Source organism: Paenibacillus sp. (genome assembly GCF_035645195.1).
GTDB lineage: Bacteria > Bacillota > Bacilli > Paenibacillales > YIM-B00363 > Paenibacillus_AE.
This window is the reverse complement of sequence record NZ_DASQNA010000036.1, coordinates 1-13,593: the sequence shown is the minus strand read 5'-3', so window position 1 is coordinate 13,593 and position 13,593 is coordinate 1. Positions and strand designations below refer to the sequence as shown.

General features: G+C 57.6%; 16 protein-coding genes and 1 rRNA gene. 15 read left to right on the top strand and 2 right to left on the bottom strand.

Features of this window, described 5'->3' with window-relative positions; translation table 11 throughout:
• Nucleotides 1-19 precede the first annotated feature (19 nt).
• From rpsK to VE009_RS18945, 11 genes are all read left to right on the top strand, one after another.
• Nucleotides 20-418 (top strand): 30S ribosomal protein S11, encoded by a 399-nt coding sequence (rpsK, locus tag VE009_RS18995; RefSeq protein ID WP_138198233.1) that lies wholly within the window; start codon nucleotides 20-22, stop codon nucleotides 416-418.
• 124 nt (nucleotides 419-542) lie between these two features.
• Nucleotides 543-1,487 carry a DNA-directed RNA polymerase subunit alpha gene (locus VE009_RS18990; RefSeq protein WP_138198234.1) on the top strand — a complete coding sequence of 315 codons (945 nt, stop codon included), beginning with the start codon at nucleotides 543-545 and terminating at the stop codon, nucleotides 1,485-1,487.
• 63 nt (nucleotides 1,488-1,550) lie between these two features.
• Nucleotides 1,551-1,925: a 50S ribosomal protein L17 gene (gene rplQ / locus VE009_RS18985; protein WP_325010313.1), complete on the top strand. Its 375-nt coding sequence runs from the start codon at nucleotides 1,551-1,553 to the stop codon at nucleotides 1,923-1,925.
• 90 nt (nucleotides 1,926-2,015) lie between these two features.
• Entirely contained in the window at nucleotides 2,016-2,786 is a 771-nt protein-coding gene (gene truA, locus VE009_RS18980; protein WP_325010311.1) for a tRNA pseudouridine(38-40) synthase TruA, read from the top strand.
• 208 nt (nucleotides 2,787-2,994) lie between these two features.
• The gene (gene rplM / locus VE009_RS18975; RefSeq protein ID WP_325010310.1) at nucleotides 2,995-3,432 is read left to right on the top strand and encodes a 50S ribosomal protein L13; all 438 of its coding nucleotides are present in this window, start codon (nucleotides 2,995-2,997) and stop codon (nucleotides 3,430-3,432) included.
• An 18-nt stretch (nucleotides 3,433-3,450) separates the two neighbouring features.
• Nucleotides 3,451-3,843 carry a 30S ribosomal protein S9 gene (gene rpsI, locus VE009_RS18970; RefSeq protein ID WP_325010307.1) on the top strand — a complete coding sequence of 131 codons (393 nt, stop codon included), beginning with the start codon at nucleotides 3,451-3,453 and terminating at the stop codon, nucleotides 3,841-3,843.
• A gap of 139 nt (nucleotides 3,844-3,982) precedes the next feature.
• Entirely contained in the window at nucleotides 3,983-5,374 is a 1,392-nt protein-coding gene (locus VE009_RS18965) for an MFS transporter (protein WP_325010305.1), read from the top strand.
• 176 nt (nucleotides 5,375-5,550) lie between these two features.
• Complete coding sequence (locus tag VE009_RS18960; protein ID WP_325010303.1) at nucleotides 5,551-6,243, top strand: phosphoadenylyl-sulfate reductase; 693 nt, start codon at nucleotides 5,551-5,553, stop codon at nucleotides 6,241-6,243.
• 38 nt (nucleotides 6,244-6,281) lie between these two features.
• Complete coding sequence (gene sat / locus VE009_RS18955) at nucleotides 6,282-7,457, top strand: sulfate adenylyltransferase (protein WP_325010301.1); 1,176 nt, start codon at nucleotides 6,282-6,284, stop codon at nucleotides 7,455-7,457.
• 72 nt (nucleotides 7,458-7,529) lie between these two features.
• Complete coding sequence (gene cwlD / locus VE009_RS18950; RefSeq protein WP_325010299.1) at nucleotides 7,530-8,351, top strand: N-acetylmuramoyl-L-alanine amidase CwlD; 822 nt, start codon at nucleotides 7,530-7,532, stop codon at nucleotides 8,349-8,351.
• 76 nt (nucleotides 8,352-8,427) lie between these two features.
• Nucleotides 8,428-9,522 (top strand): Mrp/NBP35 family ATP-binding protein, encoded by a 1,095-nt coding sequence (locus VE009_RS18945; RefSeq protein WP_325010297.1) that lies wholly within the window; start codon nucleotides 8,428-8,430, stop codon nucleotides 9,520-9,522.
• 80 nt (nucleotides 9,523-9,602) lie between these two features.
• Here the strand turns inward: VE009_RS18945 and gerD are convergent, their stop codons facing one another.
• Entirely contained in the window at nucleotides 9,603-10,283 is a 681-nt protein-coding gene (gene gerD / locus VE009_RS18940; RefSeq protein WP_325010295.1) for a spore germination lipoprotein GerD, read from the bottom strand.
• A gap of 155 nt (nucleotides 10,284-10,438) precedes the next feature.
• Between gerD and VE009_RS18935 the strand changes: the two genes are divergently transcribed.
• Nucleotides 10,439-11,056 carry a KinB-signaling pathway activation protein gene (locus VE009_RS18935; RefSeq protein WP_325010293.1) on the top strand — a complete coding sequence of 206 codons (618 nt, stop codon included), beginning with the start codon at nucleotides 10,439-10,441 and terminating at the stop codon, nucleotides 11,054-11,056.
• Nucleotides 11,057-11,091: 35 nt separating this feature from the next.
• On the opposite strand, the gene pdaB is transcribed toward VE009_RS18935, so the two are convergent.
• Entirely contained in the window at nucleotides 11,092-11,901 is an 810-nt protein-coding gene (gene pdaB / locus VE009_RS18930; protein ID WP_325010291.1) for a polysaccharide deacetylase family sporulation protein PdaB, read from the bottom strand.
• A 148-nt stretch (nucleotides 11,902-12,049) separates the two neighbouring features.
• Between pdaB and VE009_RS18925 the strand changes: the two genes are divergently transcribed.
• The 3 genes from VE009_RS18925 to VE009_RS18915 form a co-directional block, all read left to right on the top strand.
• A complete protein-coding gene (locus VE009_RS18925; protein ID WP_325010289.1) occupies nucleotides 12,050-12,664 on the top strand; it encodes a stage II sporulation protein M in 615 nt (204 codons plus the stop codon).
• Between the two features lie 67 nt (nucleotides 12,665-12,731).
• On the top strand, nucleotides 12,732-12,950 hold the full coding sequence (locus VE009_RS18920) for a hypothetical protein (RefSeq protein WP_325010287.1): 219 nt from the start codon (nucleotides 12,732-12,734) through the stop codon (nucleotides 12,948-12,950).
• A gap of 364 nt (nucleotides 12,951-13,314) precedes the next feature.
• Nucleotides 13,315-13,593, top strand: a 16S ribosomal RNA gene (locus VE009_RS18915); the annotation flags it as partial.

The following is a 13,593-nucleotide window of genomic DNA, read 5'->3' as shown; positions in this document are numbered from 1 at the left end:
GAAGGGGGGATAACACGAAATGGCTAAACCCGCCAAAAAGGCAGTGCGCACGAAACGCCGCGACCGGAAAAATATCGAATCCGGCGTTGCGCACATCCGTTCCACGTTCAACAACACGATCGTTACGATCACCGATCCGCACGGCAATGCCATCTCTTGGGCAAGCTCTGGCGGTCTCGGCTTCAAGGGCTCCCGGAAGAGCACGCCGTTCGCGGCGCAAATGGCTGCCGAAACGGCTGCGAAAGCGGCAATGGAGCACGGTCTGAAGAGCGTAGAGGTTATGGTCAAAGGTCCGGGCGCAGGTCGCGAGGCTGCGATCCGTTCGCTGCAAGCCGCTGGTCTTGAAGTGAACTTGATCAAAGACGTCACGCCGATCCCGCACAACGGTTGCCGTCCGCCGAAACGTCGTCGCGTATAATCAATGCTCACGTTTGTAGTATATTTATCCGATACATGTGAATAATGGATGTGGAGGATAGGCATACTACGACATTTCACGTTTTTTGTTTGAGCTAAGCGACGTTTAAGGAGGGTATTGATCGATGATCGAAATCGAGAAGCCGAAGATCGAAACCGTACAAGTCAGTGAGGACGGCTCCTACGGCCGGTTCGTCGTAGAGCCGCTCGAACGCGGATACGGAACGACGCTCGGCAATTCGCTGCGCCGCATCCTGCTCTCGTCGCTGCCTGGCGCCGCAGTGACCAGCGTCCAAATCGACGGCGTCCTGCACGAGTTTTCGACGGTGCCAGGCGTCGTTGAGGACGTGACGGAGATCATTCTGAATCTGAAGGGTCTTTCTTTGAAGATCCATTCGGATGAGGAAAAAGTACTCGAAATCGACGCCGAGGGAGACGGCGTCGTGACGGCGGGAGATATCCGCGCCGATAGCGACGTTGAAATCCTAAACCCGGATTTGCATATCGCGACCTTGTCTTCGGACGCGCGCCTTCATATGCGCATTCATGCGCAGCGCGGACGCGGTTACCAATCCGCGGACAAGAATAAGCGCGAAGATCAGCCGATCGGTGTCATTCCGGTAGATTCGATCTATACGCCCATTACCCGTGTAAACTACAGTGTGGAGAATACCCGCGTCGGTCAAGTGACTAACTATGACAAGCTGACACTGGAAGTATGGACTGATGGCAGTATCCGCCCTGAAGAAGCCGTGAGCTTGGGCGCGAAAATCTTGACGGAGCATCTGATGCTGTTCGTCGGCCTCACCGACGAGGCGAAAGACGCCGAGATCATGGTCGAAAAAGAGGAAGACAAGAAGGAAAAAGTGCTCGAGATGACGATCGAGGAGCTCGATCTGTCCGTCCGTTCGTACAACTGCTTGAAGCGCGCCGGCATCAACACGGTGCAGGAGCTGATTACGAAAACGGAAGAGGATATGATGAAGGTCCGCAACCTCGGGCGCAAATCCTTGGAAGAAGTGCAGGAGAAGCTGGAAGAGCTCGGTCTCGGTCTCCGCAAGGAAGACTAAGCCGCTTTTCTCGCCCTCCGGCGCGATAAGCATCTCAAAAACAGCGTAAGGGAGGGACATTCCATGACCGCATACCAAAAGTTGGGCCGCGATTCCAGCGCGCGTAAGGCGTTGTTCCGCGACTTGGTAACGGACCTGTTCATCTACGAACGGATCCAAACGACGGAGGCGAAAGCGAAGGAGATCCGCTCCATCGCGGAAAAGCTCATCACGCTCGCTAAGCGTGGCGACCTGCACGCTCGTCGTCAGGTTGCAGCATTCGTACGTCGCGAAGAGGCGCAAGAAGGGAAGGACGCGATCCAAAAGCTGTTCTCCGAACTCGCACCTCGTTACGCCGAGCGTCAAGGCGGATACACTCGCATTCTGAAGTTGGGACCTCGCCGCGGCGACGCCGCTCCGATGGTTTATTTGGAATTGGTGGATCGCGCCGAAGCGTAACAGCCTATACACGAAGGAAGGGCGGTCGGAATCTTGGATTCCCCCTAGCCCTTTTTTTGTAGTCGTTTTTAGATACGGCCGGTGAAACGAATGCGGAACATTCGCTTAACGATAAGCTACGACGGGACCGCGTACTCCGGGTACCAGATTCAGCCGGGAGTGCCGACCGTCCAAGCCGCCTTGATCGAGGCGATTCGATCGATAACCGGGGAGACGGCGGCGGTGCACGGCTCGGGCAGAACCGACGCCGGCGTGCACGCGCGGGCGCAGGTCGTCAACTTCGAGACGGCCTCCCGCGTGCCGATCGAGCGCTGGTGTCTCGCGCTGAACGGCAAGCTGCCGGGCGATATTCGAGTATGGAAGGCGGAAGAAGTGCCGCTGGATTTCCACGCTCGAAGATCCGCGAAGCGAAAGACCTATTGCTATACGATCAACGCGAACCGCTACCCGGATCCGCTCGCCCGCCATATGGAGATTCACCATCCGGCGGCGCTCGACGTCGACGCGATGCGGGAAGCGATGCGTTATCTGGTCGGGGAACACGACTTCACCTCGTTCTGTTCGGTAAGAGCCGTAACGGAGTCCAAAGTGCGAACGGTGTTCGAAGCGCGCTTGGATCGCGAAGCGGTGCCAGGCATGGAGACGGCGCCGGGCGCAGGACGCATTCGGCTGTTCTTTACCGGCAACGGGTTTCTATACAATATGGTTCGCATCATGGCCGGCACGCTGATGGAAGTGGGAGAGGGGAAGCTTCGCGCTTCCGATCTGCCGGGCATTCTCGAAGCCAAGGACCGGTCTCGGGCCGGACCGACGGCGCAAGCGCACGGCTTGTGTCTATGGAACGTAGAGTACGATGTATGATGCGTAGAAAAAACACTTGCTAAACGCCCGGATATGTTGTAATATATTGTTTGGCTTTGCTTCGTCAGCTTTCCCACAGCCCCGACAAGCGATCAATCAAGCCACGCAATGCTTCTACGACATTTAGAATATGGCTTTGCCATCTCTAACGGCAAATTGACACAATTCATAAAACAGCTTTGGCAAGCAGAAGAATGGAGGATTTCCAATGCGGACTACGTATATGGCCAAGCCTAACGAAGTCGAGCGCAAGTGGCATCTCGTCGATGCCGAAGGCAAAACGCTCGGCCGCTTGGCAAGTGAAGTCGCGAGCCTCATCCGCGGCAAACATAAGCCGGAATTCACGCCTCACGTTGATACGGGCGATTTCGTCGTCGTCATCAACGCAGAGAAAATCGTGCTGACCGGTAAGAAGTGGCAGCAAAAGAACTACTACCGTCATTCCGGCTACATGGGCGGTTTGAAGGTAACTCCGGCGCACGTCATGGTGCAAACGAAGCCGGAGCGCATGATCGAGATCGCAGTTCACGGCATGCTGCCGAAGAACAAGCTCGGTAACGCCCTGAAGACGAAATTGAAAGTATACGCCGGCAGCGAACACCCGCATGCGGCACAAAATCCGCAACCGTACGAATTGCGCGGGTAAGAGGAGGAGTTCGACAACATGGCACAGTTCCAATACTATGGCACAGGACGTCGGAAGCATTCCGTAGCTCGCGTACGTTTAGTACCGGGCGACGGCAACATCGTCATCAACCAGCGCCCGCTTGACGAATACTTCGGCTTGGAAACGCTGAAGCTCATCGTGAAGCAGCCGCTGAACCTGACGGATACGGTAGGGAAATACGACGTAATCGTGCTCGCGCACGGCGGCGGTATCTCCGGTCAAGCCGGCGCGATCCGTCACGGCATTTCCCGCGCATTGCTGAAAGCTGACCCGGAATTCCGCGGCCCGCTGAAGCGTGCAGGATTCTTGACGCGTGACCCGCGGATGAAAGAGCGTAAGAAGTACGGTCTCAAAGCCGCACGCCGCGCTCCGCAGTTCTCGAAGCGCTAATCGAAACAGCTACGACAACAGACCGTTCGAAGAGACTTTTCTCTTCGGCGGTCTTTCTTTTTGGTTTGACTTTCCAGCGGGCTCGCAGTAATCTGTAATTGAAGATATAACAGATTGGAAGTAATGGAGGAGCCGGTACATGGAGAAGCAAACCCTGAGCGCGGAACAGCAAGCTTTCCAGCCGAAAGCGATCTGGGCCGTTTGTTTCATCTTAGTATTTTCCGTTATGAACGTTACCATGTTTAATGTCGCGATACCGAGCATCGCCGAGCAATTCGGACTGCTGCATTCGGAGGTCAGCTGGGTAACGACCGGCTATTCCATCATATACGCCGTAGGTTCACTGACGTACGGCAAGCTGGCGGACCGGTTTCCGCTCAAGCGATTGATCGTTATCGGTATTGTAACCTTCTGCTTCGGTTCGTTAGTCGGATTTTTCGCGCAATCGTACGCGATGCTGCTGGTCGGCCGATTCATCCAATCGGTAGGCGCGTCGGCCATTCCCGCGCTCGCGATGCTGATCCCGGCCCGGTTCGTTCCGCCGACGCAGCGGGGGAAGGCGCTCGGCACGATCGCGTCCACGATCGCCTTCGCATCCGGCGTCGGCCCGATCGTGGGGGGCCTCATTACCGGCGCGGTGTCTTGGAATTATTTATTTCTCATTTCGTTAGGCACGCTGCTTACGGTGCCGCTCTTTTTGCGGTGGCTGCCGACGGAGCAGACGAGAGCAGGCACCTTCGATTTCGCGGGCGCCGCGCTGCTGGCCGGCGGCGTCGTGACGCTGCTGCTGACGATCACGAATTTCGTCTGGTGGCTGCCGATCGCGAGCGCCGTGTTCTTCGCGTCGTTCTTCGCCTGGATTCGCAAGAAACAGGCGCCGTTTATCGAGCCGCGGCTGTTCCGAGTGAAGGGCGTGCTGACAAGCCTCGTCATCGTCTTCCTGTCGGGCACGGCGGCCTTCGGCGTCATGATCGTCGTGCCGACGCTGCTCGACGACGTCAACGGCATGTCGGCCGTTTATATCGGATTTACGCTGTTCCCCGCGGCCATGGCGGCGGCGCTGCTCGGGCGGCAGGGGGGCAAGCTGGCGGACCGCAAGGGCAACGGCTTCGTGGTCGGTCTCGCGCAGAGCTCCATTTTCGCCGGACTGGTGCTATTGTCGTCTGCCAGCGGTCATGGTGCGTGGCTCGTCGGCGCGAGCCTTGCGTTCGTCAGCGTCGGCTTCTCGTTCATGCAGGCTTCGATTACGAATCACGTCTCGACGCTGCTGCCGCGGGAGATGATCGGCATCGGCATGGGCACCTTCACGCTGACCAACTTTTTGTCCGGCTCCGTTAGCGGTGCGGTCATGATGAAGGCGCTGGACGAAACGGTGGGCCTTCCGGCGGTCAATCCGCTGGCCGAAAGCGCGGCTTCGGGATTCAGCAACGTGTTTTTAGGCATGGCATGTTTGACGATTGTTACGCTCTGGCTCGTCAACCGGACGTTCCGGCTGCGCGGCGGCGGGAAACCGGCGGTCGCGAGACCGTAAAAGGACGTCGATCTTGAGCAATCGAAAGCGCCTATGCACCCATTGGCCTGTAGGCGAATACTCTGGCATTAAAGCCTAAAACTCGCATTGACAATTGCACCAGGACATCTATAATAACTATATAACTTATAAATCAGAGCGAATTAGTTGGAATTAAAAAGGAGGCACCCATACTCATGAATCTTTTAGAAAAAGAGCGTTTGATCACAGAAGCCGCGGAGAAGTACGAGCATGCTCCGGTCGAAGAGCTGCTCAAATTCGCCGTCGACACGTTCCCTAACATCGTACTCGCGTGCAGCTTCGGCGCCGAAGACGTCGCGCTCGTGCACATGCTGCAAAAAGTAAGACCGGGCACGGATATTTTCTATCTGGACACGGATTTCCACTTTAAAGAAACGTACGAAACGCGCGATAAGCTCGCTGAAAAATACGGCATCAACTTTGTTCAAGTCAAGCCGAAGCTGACGCCGGAAGAGCAGGCGGCTCAGCACGGCGAAGAGCTGTGGAAGAAAGATCCGAACCTGTGCTGCAACATCCGCAAGGTCGATCCGCTGACGGACGTTCTGGGCCGTTACGAAGCGTGGATCACGGGCATTCGCCGCGACCAAGCGCCGACGCGCGCCAACGCGAAGAAGGTCGAATACGACGTGAAATTCGGTCTGGTCAAGTTCAACCCGATCGCCAATTGGTCGTGGGATGACGTATGGAACTACATCCGCGAGAACGACGTGCCGTACAACCCGCTGCATGACCAGAACTTCCCGAGCATCGGCTGCGAGCACTGCACGCGTCCGGTCGCGCCGGGCGAAGATCCGCGCGCGGGACGCTGGTCCGGCACGGAGAAGACGGAATGCGGTTTGCATAAATAAGACATCCTAAGGGACGGATTAAGGGAGGAGCAATACGAATGTCTACGATTCAACCTCACGGCGGGACGCTCGTGAACCGGATCGCCGAAGGGCAACAACGCGAAGAACTTCTTCAGCTGGCGAGCAGCCTTCGCACCGTGCGCGTCAGCGCATGGACGATCTCCGATATCGACTGCATCGCGGTCGGCGCATTTTCGCCGCTGACAGGCTTCTTGAAGGAAGCCGACTATCGGTCCGTATTGGACCGCATGCGCCTCGCCGACGGCACGGTATGGAGCATTCCGGTGACGCTGGCCGTCGAGGATAGCGTATTCGGCGATCTGGCGATCGGCGAGAAGGTTGCGCTGGTCGGCGAAACGGACGGCGTCGTCTACGCGATTTTGGACGTGGAAGATACGTATCGCGTCGACCTGAAGGAAGAAGCCGTCAAAGTATACAAAACCGACGATATCGAGCATCCTGGCGTCGCGAAGCTGTTCGAACGTCCGTCCGGCTACGTCGGCGGCTCGATCACCGTATTGAACCGTCCGCAGCCGGAGCGCTTCGCGGAGTATTACTTCGATCCGGCGGAGACGCGCAAAGCGTTCGCGGAGAAAGGCTGGCGCACGATCGTCGGCTTCCAAACGCGTAACCCGGTACACCGCGCGCACGAATATATCCAAAAGAGCGCAATGGAAATCGTAGACGGCTTGTTCTTGAACCCGCTCGTCGGCGAGACGAAGTCGGACGACGTGCCTGCCGACGTGCGTATGCGCAGCTACAAGGTTCTGCTTGAAAATTACTACCCGAAAGACCGCGTTCATTTCGGCGTGTATCCGGCCGCGATGCGTTACGCAGGTCCTCGTGAAGCGATCATGCACGCGATGGTGCGCAAAAACTACGGCTGCACGCATTTCATCGTCGGCCGCGACCATGCCGGCGTAGGCGACTACTACGGCACGTACGAAGCGCAAGAAATTTTCCACAACTTTACGCAGGAAGAGCTGGGCATCACGCCGCTGTTCTTCGAACACAGCTTCTTCTGCACCAAGTGCGGCAACATGGCGTCCAGCAAGACGTGTCCGCACGATAAAGCCGATCATATGCATCTGTCCGGCACGAAGGTTCGCGCGCTGCTGCGGAACGGCGAATGCCCGCCGCCGGAGTTCACGCGTCCGGAAGTGGCGAAAGTGCTGATCGAAGGTCTTGCCGAGAAAGCCGTCACGACTCCATAATCGTCATATTTGTCCACCTCGTCCCATATTGATGTAATACATCAATTTGTATGGGCGGGGTGGTTTTTGGTTATGAGAAGACAAAAGCGCGTCATCTTCTGGCTGTCGGGCGCGGCGCGGGGAAAGCTGGTCGCGACGGCTCTGATGGTCGCGCTCGTCGTTATCGTGTTCACGAATCAACTGCCCGCCGCCAAAACGTGGACGTATTGGACGCTTCCGCTGTCCGGGAAAGTGATCGTCGTCGATCCGGGGCACGGCGGACCGGACGGCGGCGCGGAGAGCCGGGAAGGGCTGCAGGAGAAGGAAGTCACGCTGCAGATCTCTAAATACTTGCGCGCCTTTCTCGAGGAAGCCGGCGCCACGGTCGTGCTGACGCGGGCGACGGATACCGACTTGGCGTCGCCGGCGACGCGGGGCTTAAGCCGGCGGAAAACCGAGGATCTCAAGGCGCGGGCGGCGATCGTGCGGGATACGAATCCGGACATGTTTCTTTCCATTCATTTGAACGCGATTCCGCAGGCGCGCTGGTTCGGTCCGCAAACGTTCTACACGCTGAATCATGACGGCAACCGCGCGCTGGCTTGGTTTATCCAGGAAGAGCTGCGCACGGCCGTCGTCGATACGCATCGGCAGGCGAAGCGTATTCGCAACATCTACGTGCTGGAACGCTCGGAGGTGCCGACGGCGCTCGTGGAGGTAGGCTTCCTGTCCAATGAAGCGGAGGCGGCGAATCTCGCGCAGGCCGATTATCAGAAGCAGCTGGCGGCGGCGATTTACCGAGGGCTGCTGCGCTACGCTTCCGGCGAGCAGGCGCCGATCGAGCCGGCCTCGGGCGGCGGCGAGCCTTCCGCGCCGGAGTCCGAGCAAGGCGAAGAGCTTCAGCCGCATTCGTAATCGACGCCAGGTTTCTCTCGGTTCGTCCGGTTGTGCTATAATGTCGGTACGGATCGAAGCGAAAAGGGTGAGACAATTGGCGACGAGAGAAGAAGCAATTCATGCATTAGAGCATATTCGGGACCCGGAGTCGGGACTTAGCTTGGTCGAGCTCGGTTTGATCCGCGACATTATGTCGCGCGGCGAAGGCGTCTCGCTGACGCTGGTGTACATCACGGACGACGAAGCAGCGCGGGGCGAAATGCAGTCCGCGGTGCGGGAGGCGCTCGGCGAAATCGGCGTCGCTCCGGGCGACGTACATATTCGAGCGCGCGAGGCGAACGACTTCGAGCGCGGCGAAGTCGCGAAGAAGCTCGGCGCAGCCGCGCCGCAGGGGCAGGCGAACGAGGAGGCGAAGCGGGCGCCTTCGCTGCTCGAGGCGGGCAACCCGGCGACGTTCATCGCCGTGGCGAGCGGCAAGGGCGGCGTCGGCAAGTCGACGGTCACGGTCAATTTGGCCGTCGCGCTGGCGCGCCGCGGGAAGCGGGTCGGCCTCGTTGACGCCGACATCTACGGCTTCAGCGTGCCCGATATGATGGGCATCGAAGCGAAGCCCGTCGTGGAAGAGGGCGGCGTGGAGCCGGTGACGAGCCACGGGGTCAAAGTGATGTCCATGGGCTTCTTCGTCGAGGACAACGCGCCGGTCATCTGGCGCGGGCCGATGCTCGGCAAGATGCTGCGCAACTTCTTCAACGAAATTCAATGGGGCGAGCTCGACTATGTTCTGCTCGACCTGCCGCCGGGCACGGGCGACGTCGCGCTCGACGTGCACCAGATGATTCCGCACAGCAAGGAGATCATCGTCACGACGCCGCATGCGACGGCGGCGTTCGTCGCGGCTCGCGCGGGCGCCATGGCGTTGCATACGAACCACGAAATTCTCGGCGTCGTCGAGAATATGGCTTGGTACGAGCGCGGCGACGGTCAGCGCGATTACGTGTTCGGCCGCGGCGGCGGCGCCAAGCTGGCGGAGGAGCTGCATACGGAACTGCTGCTCCAGGTGCCGCTCGGCGCCCCGGACAACCATCCGGCCGAGCCGGACTATTCGCCCTCCATCTACAAGGAGGATACGCCGACGGGCAAGCTGTATCTCGAGCTCGCCGATCGGATCATCGCCAAAACCGGCAAATAACGACGTAAAGCCCGAGCGCCGCCACTTCCGGCGGGTTCGGGCTTTTTTGCGTGCATCGGAGTAGGAACCGAGAACGAACGCTACAGCGTTTGCTCTTCCTCCTGCTTTTTCTTCTCTTCTTCTTCCTTCTTCTTTTTCTCCTCTTCGCCGCCCGCTTGGGAAGCTTTCGCCCCCTTCACGGCGTCGGGCTTCGGTTTCGCCTGCTCCTCCAGGGCGCGTTCCATAAGCTTGAGCAAATCCGCTTGGAACAGCGGCGTTTCGATCGATTCCTTCATGATCGTTATGATTTGCTGACGGTATTCGGTGCTCTTCATCGTTTGCATGATCATGGCCTGCATCTGCGGATCTTTGAACACGTCGATCAACGCTTGCTGGTATTCCGGATCCTTGATAAGTTCTTTCTGGATATGTTTGTTTTCCGTCGTGATCGCTTTGGCGAAGTCGCCCGCGAATTTCGGGTCGATCATCGCTTCCTTCAGCGATTGCGCGTACGCCGGATCGCTGAGCACTTCCTTCACCGCCATCTGCAGCTGCTGGCCTTGTCCGGTTTGCAGAATGCTCAGTTGACGGAAATCGGTTTCTTCTACTTCTTTCGACGCTTCGCGGATCGCCTTTTGGCCGTCCTCGGTTTTCAAAATGTCGACGACCATCGATTTCACTTCGTTATAGTTGACTTGAGCGGACTGCGCTTGATCCTGTCCGCAGGATGTCAAAACGGCAAGCGCGGCGATGGCCGCCGCGCAGGTTTGCCAACGTCCCATGGCGTTACTGCCTCCCCTGCTGCATCGTTTGCCTTAGTATTCGATGCGCCGGGCCGCTTTATGTTGGAGGGTCGTTGGCTTTTTTTGACGCGTTTGATGTACAATCGATTCATGGAAAAAAGCGTTTTACGCAGCAAATCGGAGGGTACGAATCAATGAACTTAGCGAGATGGACGTCGCTGTTTATGTCGACGGTAGGCCTCGGCATCGCGGCGGCGTTGGCCGTGGGAACGGTCGTGTTTTTGATCAACCCGGAGGTATCTCCGGAACAGATGGGGGCGGAAGGGATCGGGTATAACGCGCTCCAAACCGTCATCGTAGGATCGCTGCTCGGCGCGTTCAGCCATATGGGCTTTTTCGCATATCTTACCGTCAATTACTTCGCGCAGGGCATTTTCCGCAACAAATGGATTTGGCTGTACGCGCAGGTGTTTCTGATTATCGTCGTGTCGGTGTATGCCGCCGTGCTTCGGACGCCGGTGGGGGAGAGCTTCCTGCCGTACGCGCTGCTCCCGACGCTCGTCGTGCTGGGGGCGCTGCTCGTGTCGCGGATCAAGGTGCAGCAGACGAACCGCGCCTCGTTCGTTCCGACGATGTTCTTCATGACCGCCGTTACGCTGCTCGAATCGGTGCCCGCGTTGCGGCAATATAACGCTTATGGCACCGCGATGATGGTGCTCCCGTTGTTTGTGTGCAATGCGTGGCAAATTTTGCGCCTGCACAAAATCGTCGGTCCGTCCGCCAAGCAAGAGCCGGCCGGTCGCGCGTCGTAACGCGTCGACCGACCGGCTCGGAGGAAACCGCTCGATTATGTATTGGATGGAGCGGGAGCGGTCGTCTTGGGCGCGGGCTGCTGCTCCTGCGCTTTGTTGCCTTTCACGTCGGTGCCGCTGATGAGCTCCGTAACGGAAGCGAACGAATAGCCCTTCGCGCGAAGCTCGTCGATGATCGCCGGCAGCGCTTCGCCGGTTTGCTTCGCGGAGTCGCTGGCATGCAGAAGGACGATGTCCCCCGGATGGGCCCGCGACACGACGGTGCTGATAATGCGCTCCACGCCCGGATTCGTCCAGTCTTTGGAGTCCGTGTCCCATTGAATCGTTTTGTAGCCCATTTCGTCGGCGATGCGCAGCACCCGTTTGTCGAAATCGCCGTTCGGCAGGCGAAGCAGTTTCGGAGGCTGGCCGGTCACCTTGGTTAAAATCTGATGCGCCGTCCGCAGCTGTTTGCGAATTTCCTCGTCGGACATTTGGCTGTAATTGTCGTGCTTGTGGCCGTGGCTGCCGATTTCGTAACCGGCGTCTTGGATTTTCTTCACGATCTCCGGATGCGCCTCGCTCCAGGGAGCGGATAGGAAGAAGGTCGCCTTCTTTACGCCCTTCTGCTGCAGCGTTTCGATAATCGGCTCCGCCCGCGTGTCGCCCCAGCTGATATCGAACGTGAGCGCCAACACTTTGCGGTCAGTATCGACGTTATAAATGGCGGCAGGGCTTTCCTCCTGCTGGAACACGGTAATGTTGCCCCGTTCCGCGTACACGACGCCAACGGTAAAGACGGCGGCCAGGAGCATGATGAAGTAATGCTTTAGCTTTTTCCCATTGAGTACGTAAAATACATTCACTGATAGGTCCTCCTTTAGCCAAAAGTGACAGGCCTCCGGCCGATGCGGGACGGCTTGTTTCCTTGGGTTTGTACCATATCTATGAGGGAGATAGACAAGGTATGCCTATCATGGGCGCAAAAGAATCGAATCGGAAGGAGCGGGAGCGATGAACAAAGCGAGCATGAGGGCGTTCGTCCAAGACTTAAGCGCGATGCGCATATATATCGGTATTAGCGCGGCGCTGTTCGCGATCGGGATCGCCATGGGAGCGACGGGGGATTGGCTCGACGCTTATTTGGCGGGGCAATTGGAGCCGCTGCGGAGCATGGTGGAACGGCTGGACGCCATGGACAACGCGCAGGTGTGGATGTTCCTGTTCATTTTTATCAATAATTTCGTAAAATCAGTGTTTGTCGTATTTCTGGGCGCTTTGTTCGGTATATTTCCGATCTATTTCATGGTGATGAACGGTATGATTTTAGGATACGTCGCCGCGACGGCGGGCGAATCGGGAGCGAACGTCGGACAGGTGATCGTGCTCGGCATTTTGCCTCACGGCGTGTTGGAGCTGACGGCCGTCGTCATCGCGGCGTCGTACGGATTAAAGTACGGCATGCTGGTTTCCGTCGAGCTGTTCCGCGCGCTGCGAGGCGGAGGCTCCCCGGCGGCGCTCCGCGCATTCCACGGGACGCTGCGCCGGCTGGTGTCGTTTTTATTCTTCGCCTTGCTGGCGGCGGCGTTCATTGAAAGCACGATAACATACTTTCTGGTCCGCGGTTAAAATTACCCGATTTGGTGAATAACAAATTACACGAACATCTAAGAAACGCCAAGGGGGCAATTCGGCCGTGTTAGGGATTCTATTTAGCGACCGGGAATGCAGAGAATTGGATTACGTGCTCCGCAAGGAATTGGATGAAATGCTGCTCGATTTGCGCGACACCCGCATCGACGGCGATATGAGGACGGCGATCGAAAATCGGTACAAGGTGATCTTCCGCATGTATGCCCGCTTGGCTTCGCCGAAAGATCTGTCGCGCTATGCGCTGAATCGGAAAACTCGATAGCCACTCGACCCGCGTCGAGTGGTTTTGCTTTACAGAGCGTACGGAGAAGTTTCTTGTTCGCTCCGTATTTTAAGGTAAATTTTTACGGCCCTTGACCCGGACTTGCGGTTTGTGATACATTATTTCTCGCTGTCCCGGAAATGCAAACCGCTTTGAAACGGCGGAATAAAAATTCCAAAGGTTGAGGGGTTGCAAGACAAGGGCGGATGTGATAGTATATAAAAGTCGCCGCTAAAACGGCGGCAGGCAAACAGAACAGCTTGCACCTTGAAAACTGAACAACGAGCGCATACGCGTTCGGCGGATTTCGGTCCGTCGGACAAAGTAAGAAAGCTAGCTTGTAATGAGCATAGACGAACTACCCTTTTTGGAGAGTTTGATCCTGGCTCAGGACGAACGCTGGCGGCGTGCCTAATACATGCAAGTCGAGCGGATCTTGTCCTTCGGGGCAAGGTTAGCGGCGGACGGGTGAGTAACACGTAGGCAACCTGCCTGCAAGACCGGGATAACTGGCGGAAACGCCTGCTAATACCGGATAATCGATTCCCCCGCATGAGGGAATCGTGAAAGATGCTTCGGCATCGCTTGTAGATGGGCCTGCGGCGCATTAGCTAGTTGGCGGGGTAACGGCCCACCAAGGCGA

What these genes read in the sequence shown, in the direction of transcription:
- truA (WP_325010311.1), top strand. Translation starts at nt 2,016, where the DNA reads ATGCGGAACATTCGCTTAACGATAAGCTACGACGGGACCGCGTACTCC.
- rplM (WP_325010310.1), top strand. Translation starts at nt 2,995, where the DNA reads ATGCGGACTACGTATATGGCCAAGCCTAACGAAGTCGAGCGCAAGTGG.
- gerD (WP_325010295.1), bottom strand. Translation starts at nt 10,283, where the DNA reads ATGGGACGTTGGCAAACCTGCGCGGCGGCCATCGCCGCGCTTGCCGTT.
- VE009_RS18990 (WP_138198234.1), top strand. Translation starts at nt 543, where the DNA reads ATGATCGAAATCGAGAAGCCGAAGATCGAAACCGTACAAGTCAGTGAG.
- VE009_RS18965 (WP_325010305.1), top strand. Translation starts at nt 3,983, where the DNA reads ATGGAGAAGCAAACCCTGAGCGCGGAACAGCAAGCTTTCCAGCCGAAA.
- VE009_RS18925 (WP_325010289.1), top strand. Translation starts at nt 12,050, where the DNA reads ATGAACAAAGCGAGCATGAGGGCGTTCGTCCAAGACTTAAGCGCGATG.
- rpsK (WP_138198233.1), top strand. Translation starts at nt 20, where the DNA reads ATGGCTAAACCCGCCAAAAAGGCAGTGCGCACGAAACGCCGCGACCGG.
- rplQ (WP_325010313.1), top strand. Translation starts at nt 1,551, where the DNA reads ATGACCGCATACCAAAAGTTGGGCCGCGATTCCAGCGCGCGTAAGGCG.
- VE009_RS18935 (WP_325010293.1), top strand. Translation starts at nt 10,439, where the DNA reads ATGAACTTAGCGAGATGGACGTCGCTGTTTATGTCGACGGTAGGCCTC.
- cwlD (WP_325010299.1), top strand. Translation starts at nt 7,530, where the DNA reads ATGAGAAGACAAAAGCGCGTCATCTTCTGGCTGTCGGGCGCGGCGCGG.
- rpsI (WP_325010307.1), top strand. Translation starts at nt 3,451, where the DNA reads ATGGCACAGTTCCAATACTATGGCACAGGACGTCGGAAGCATTCCGTA.
- VE009_RS18960 (WP_325010303.1), top strand. Translation starts at nt 5,551, where the DNA reads ATGAATCTTTTAGAAAAAGAGCGTTTGATCACAGAAGCCGCGGAGAAG.
- sat (WP_325010301.1), top strand. Translation starts at nt 6,282, where the DNA reads ATGTCTACGATTCAACCTCACGGCGGGACGCTCGTGAACCGGATCGCC.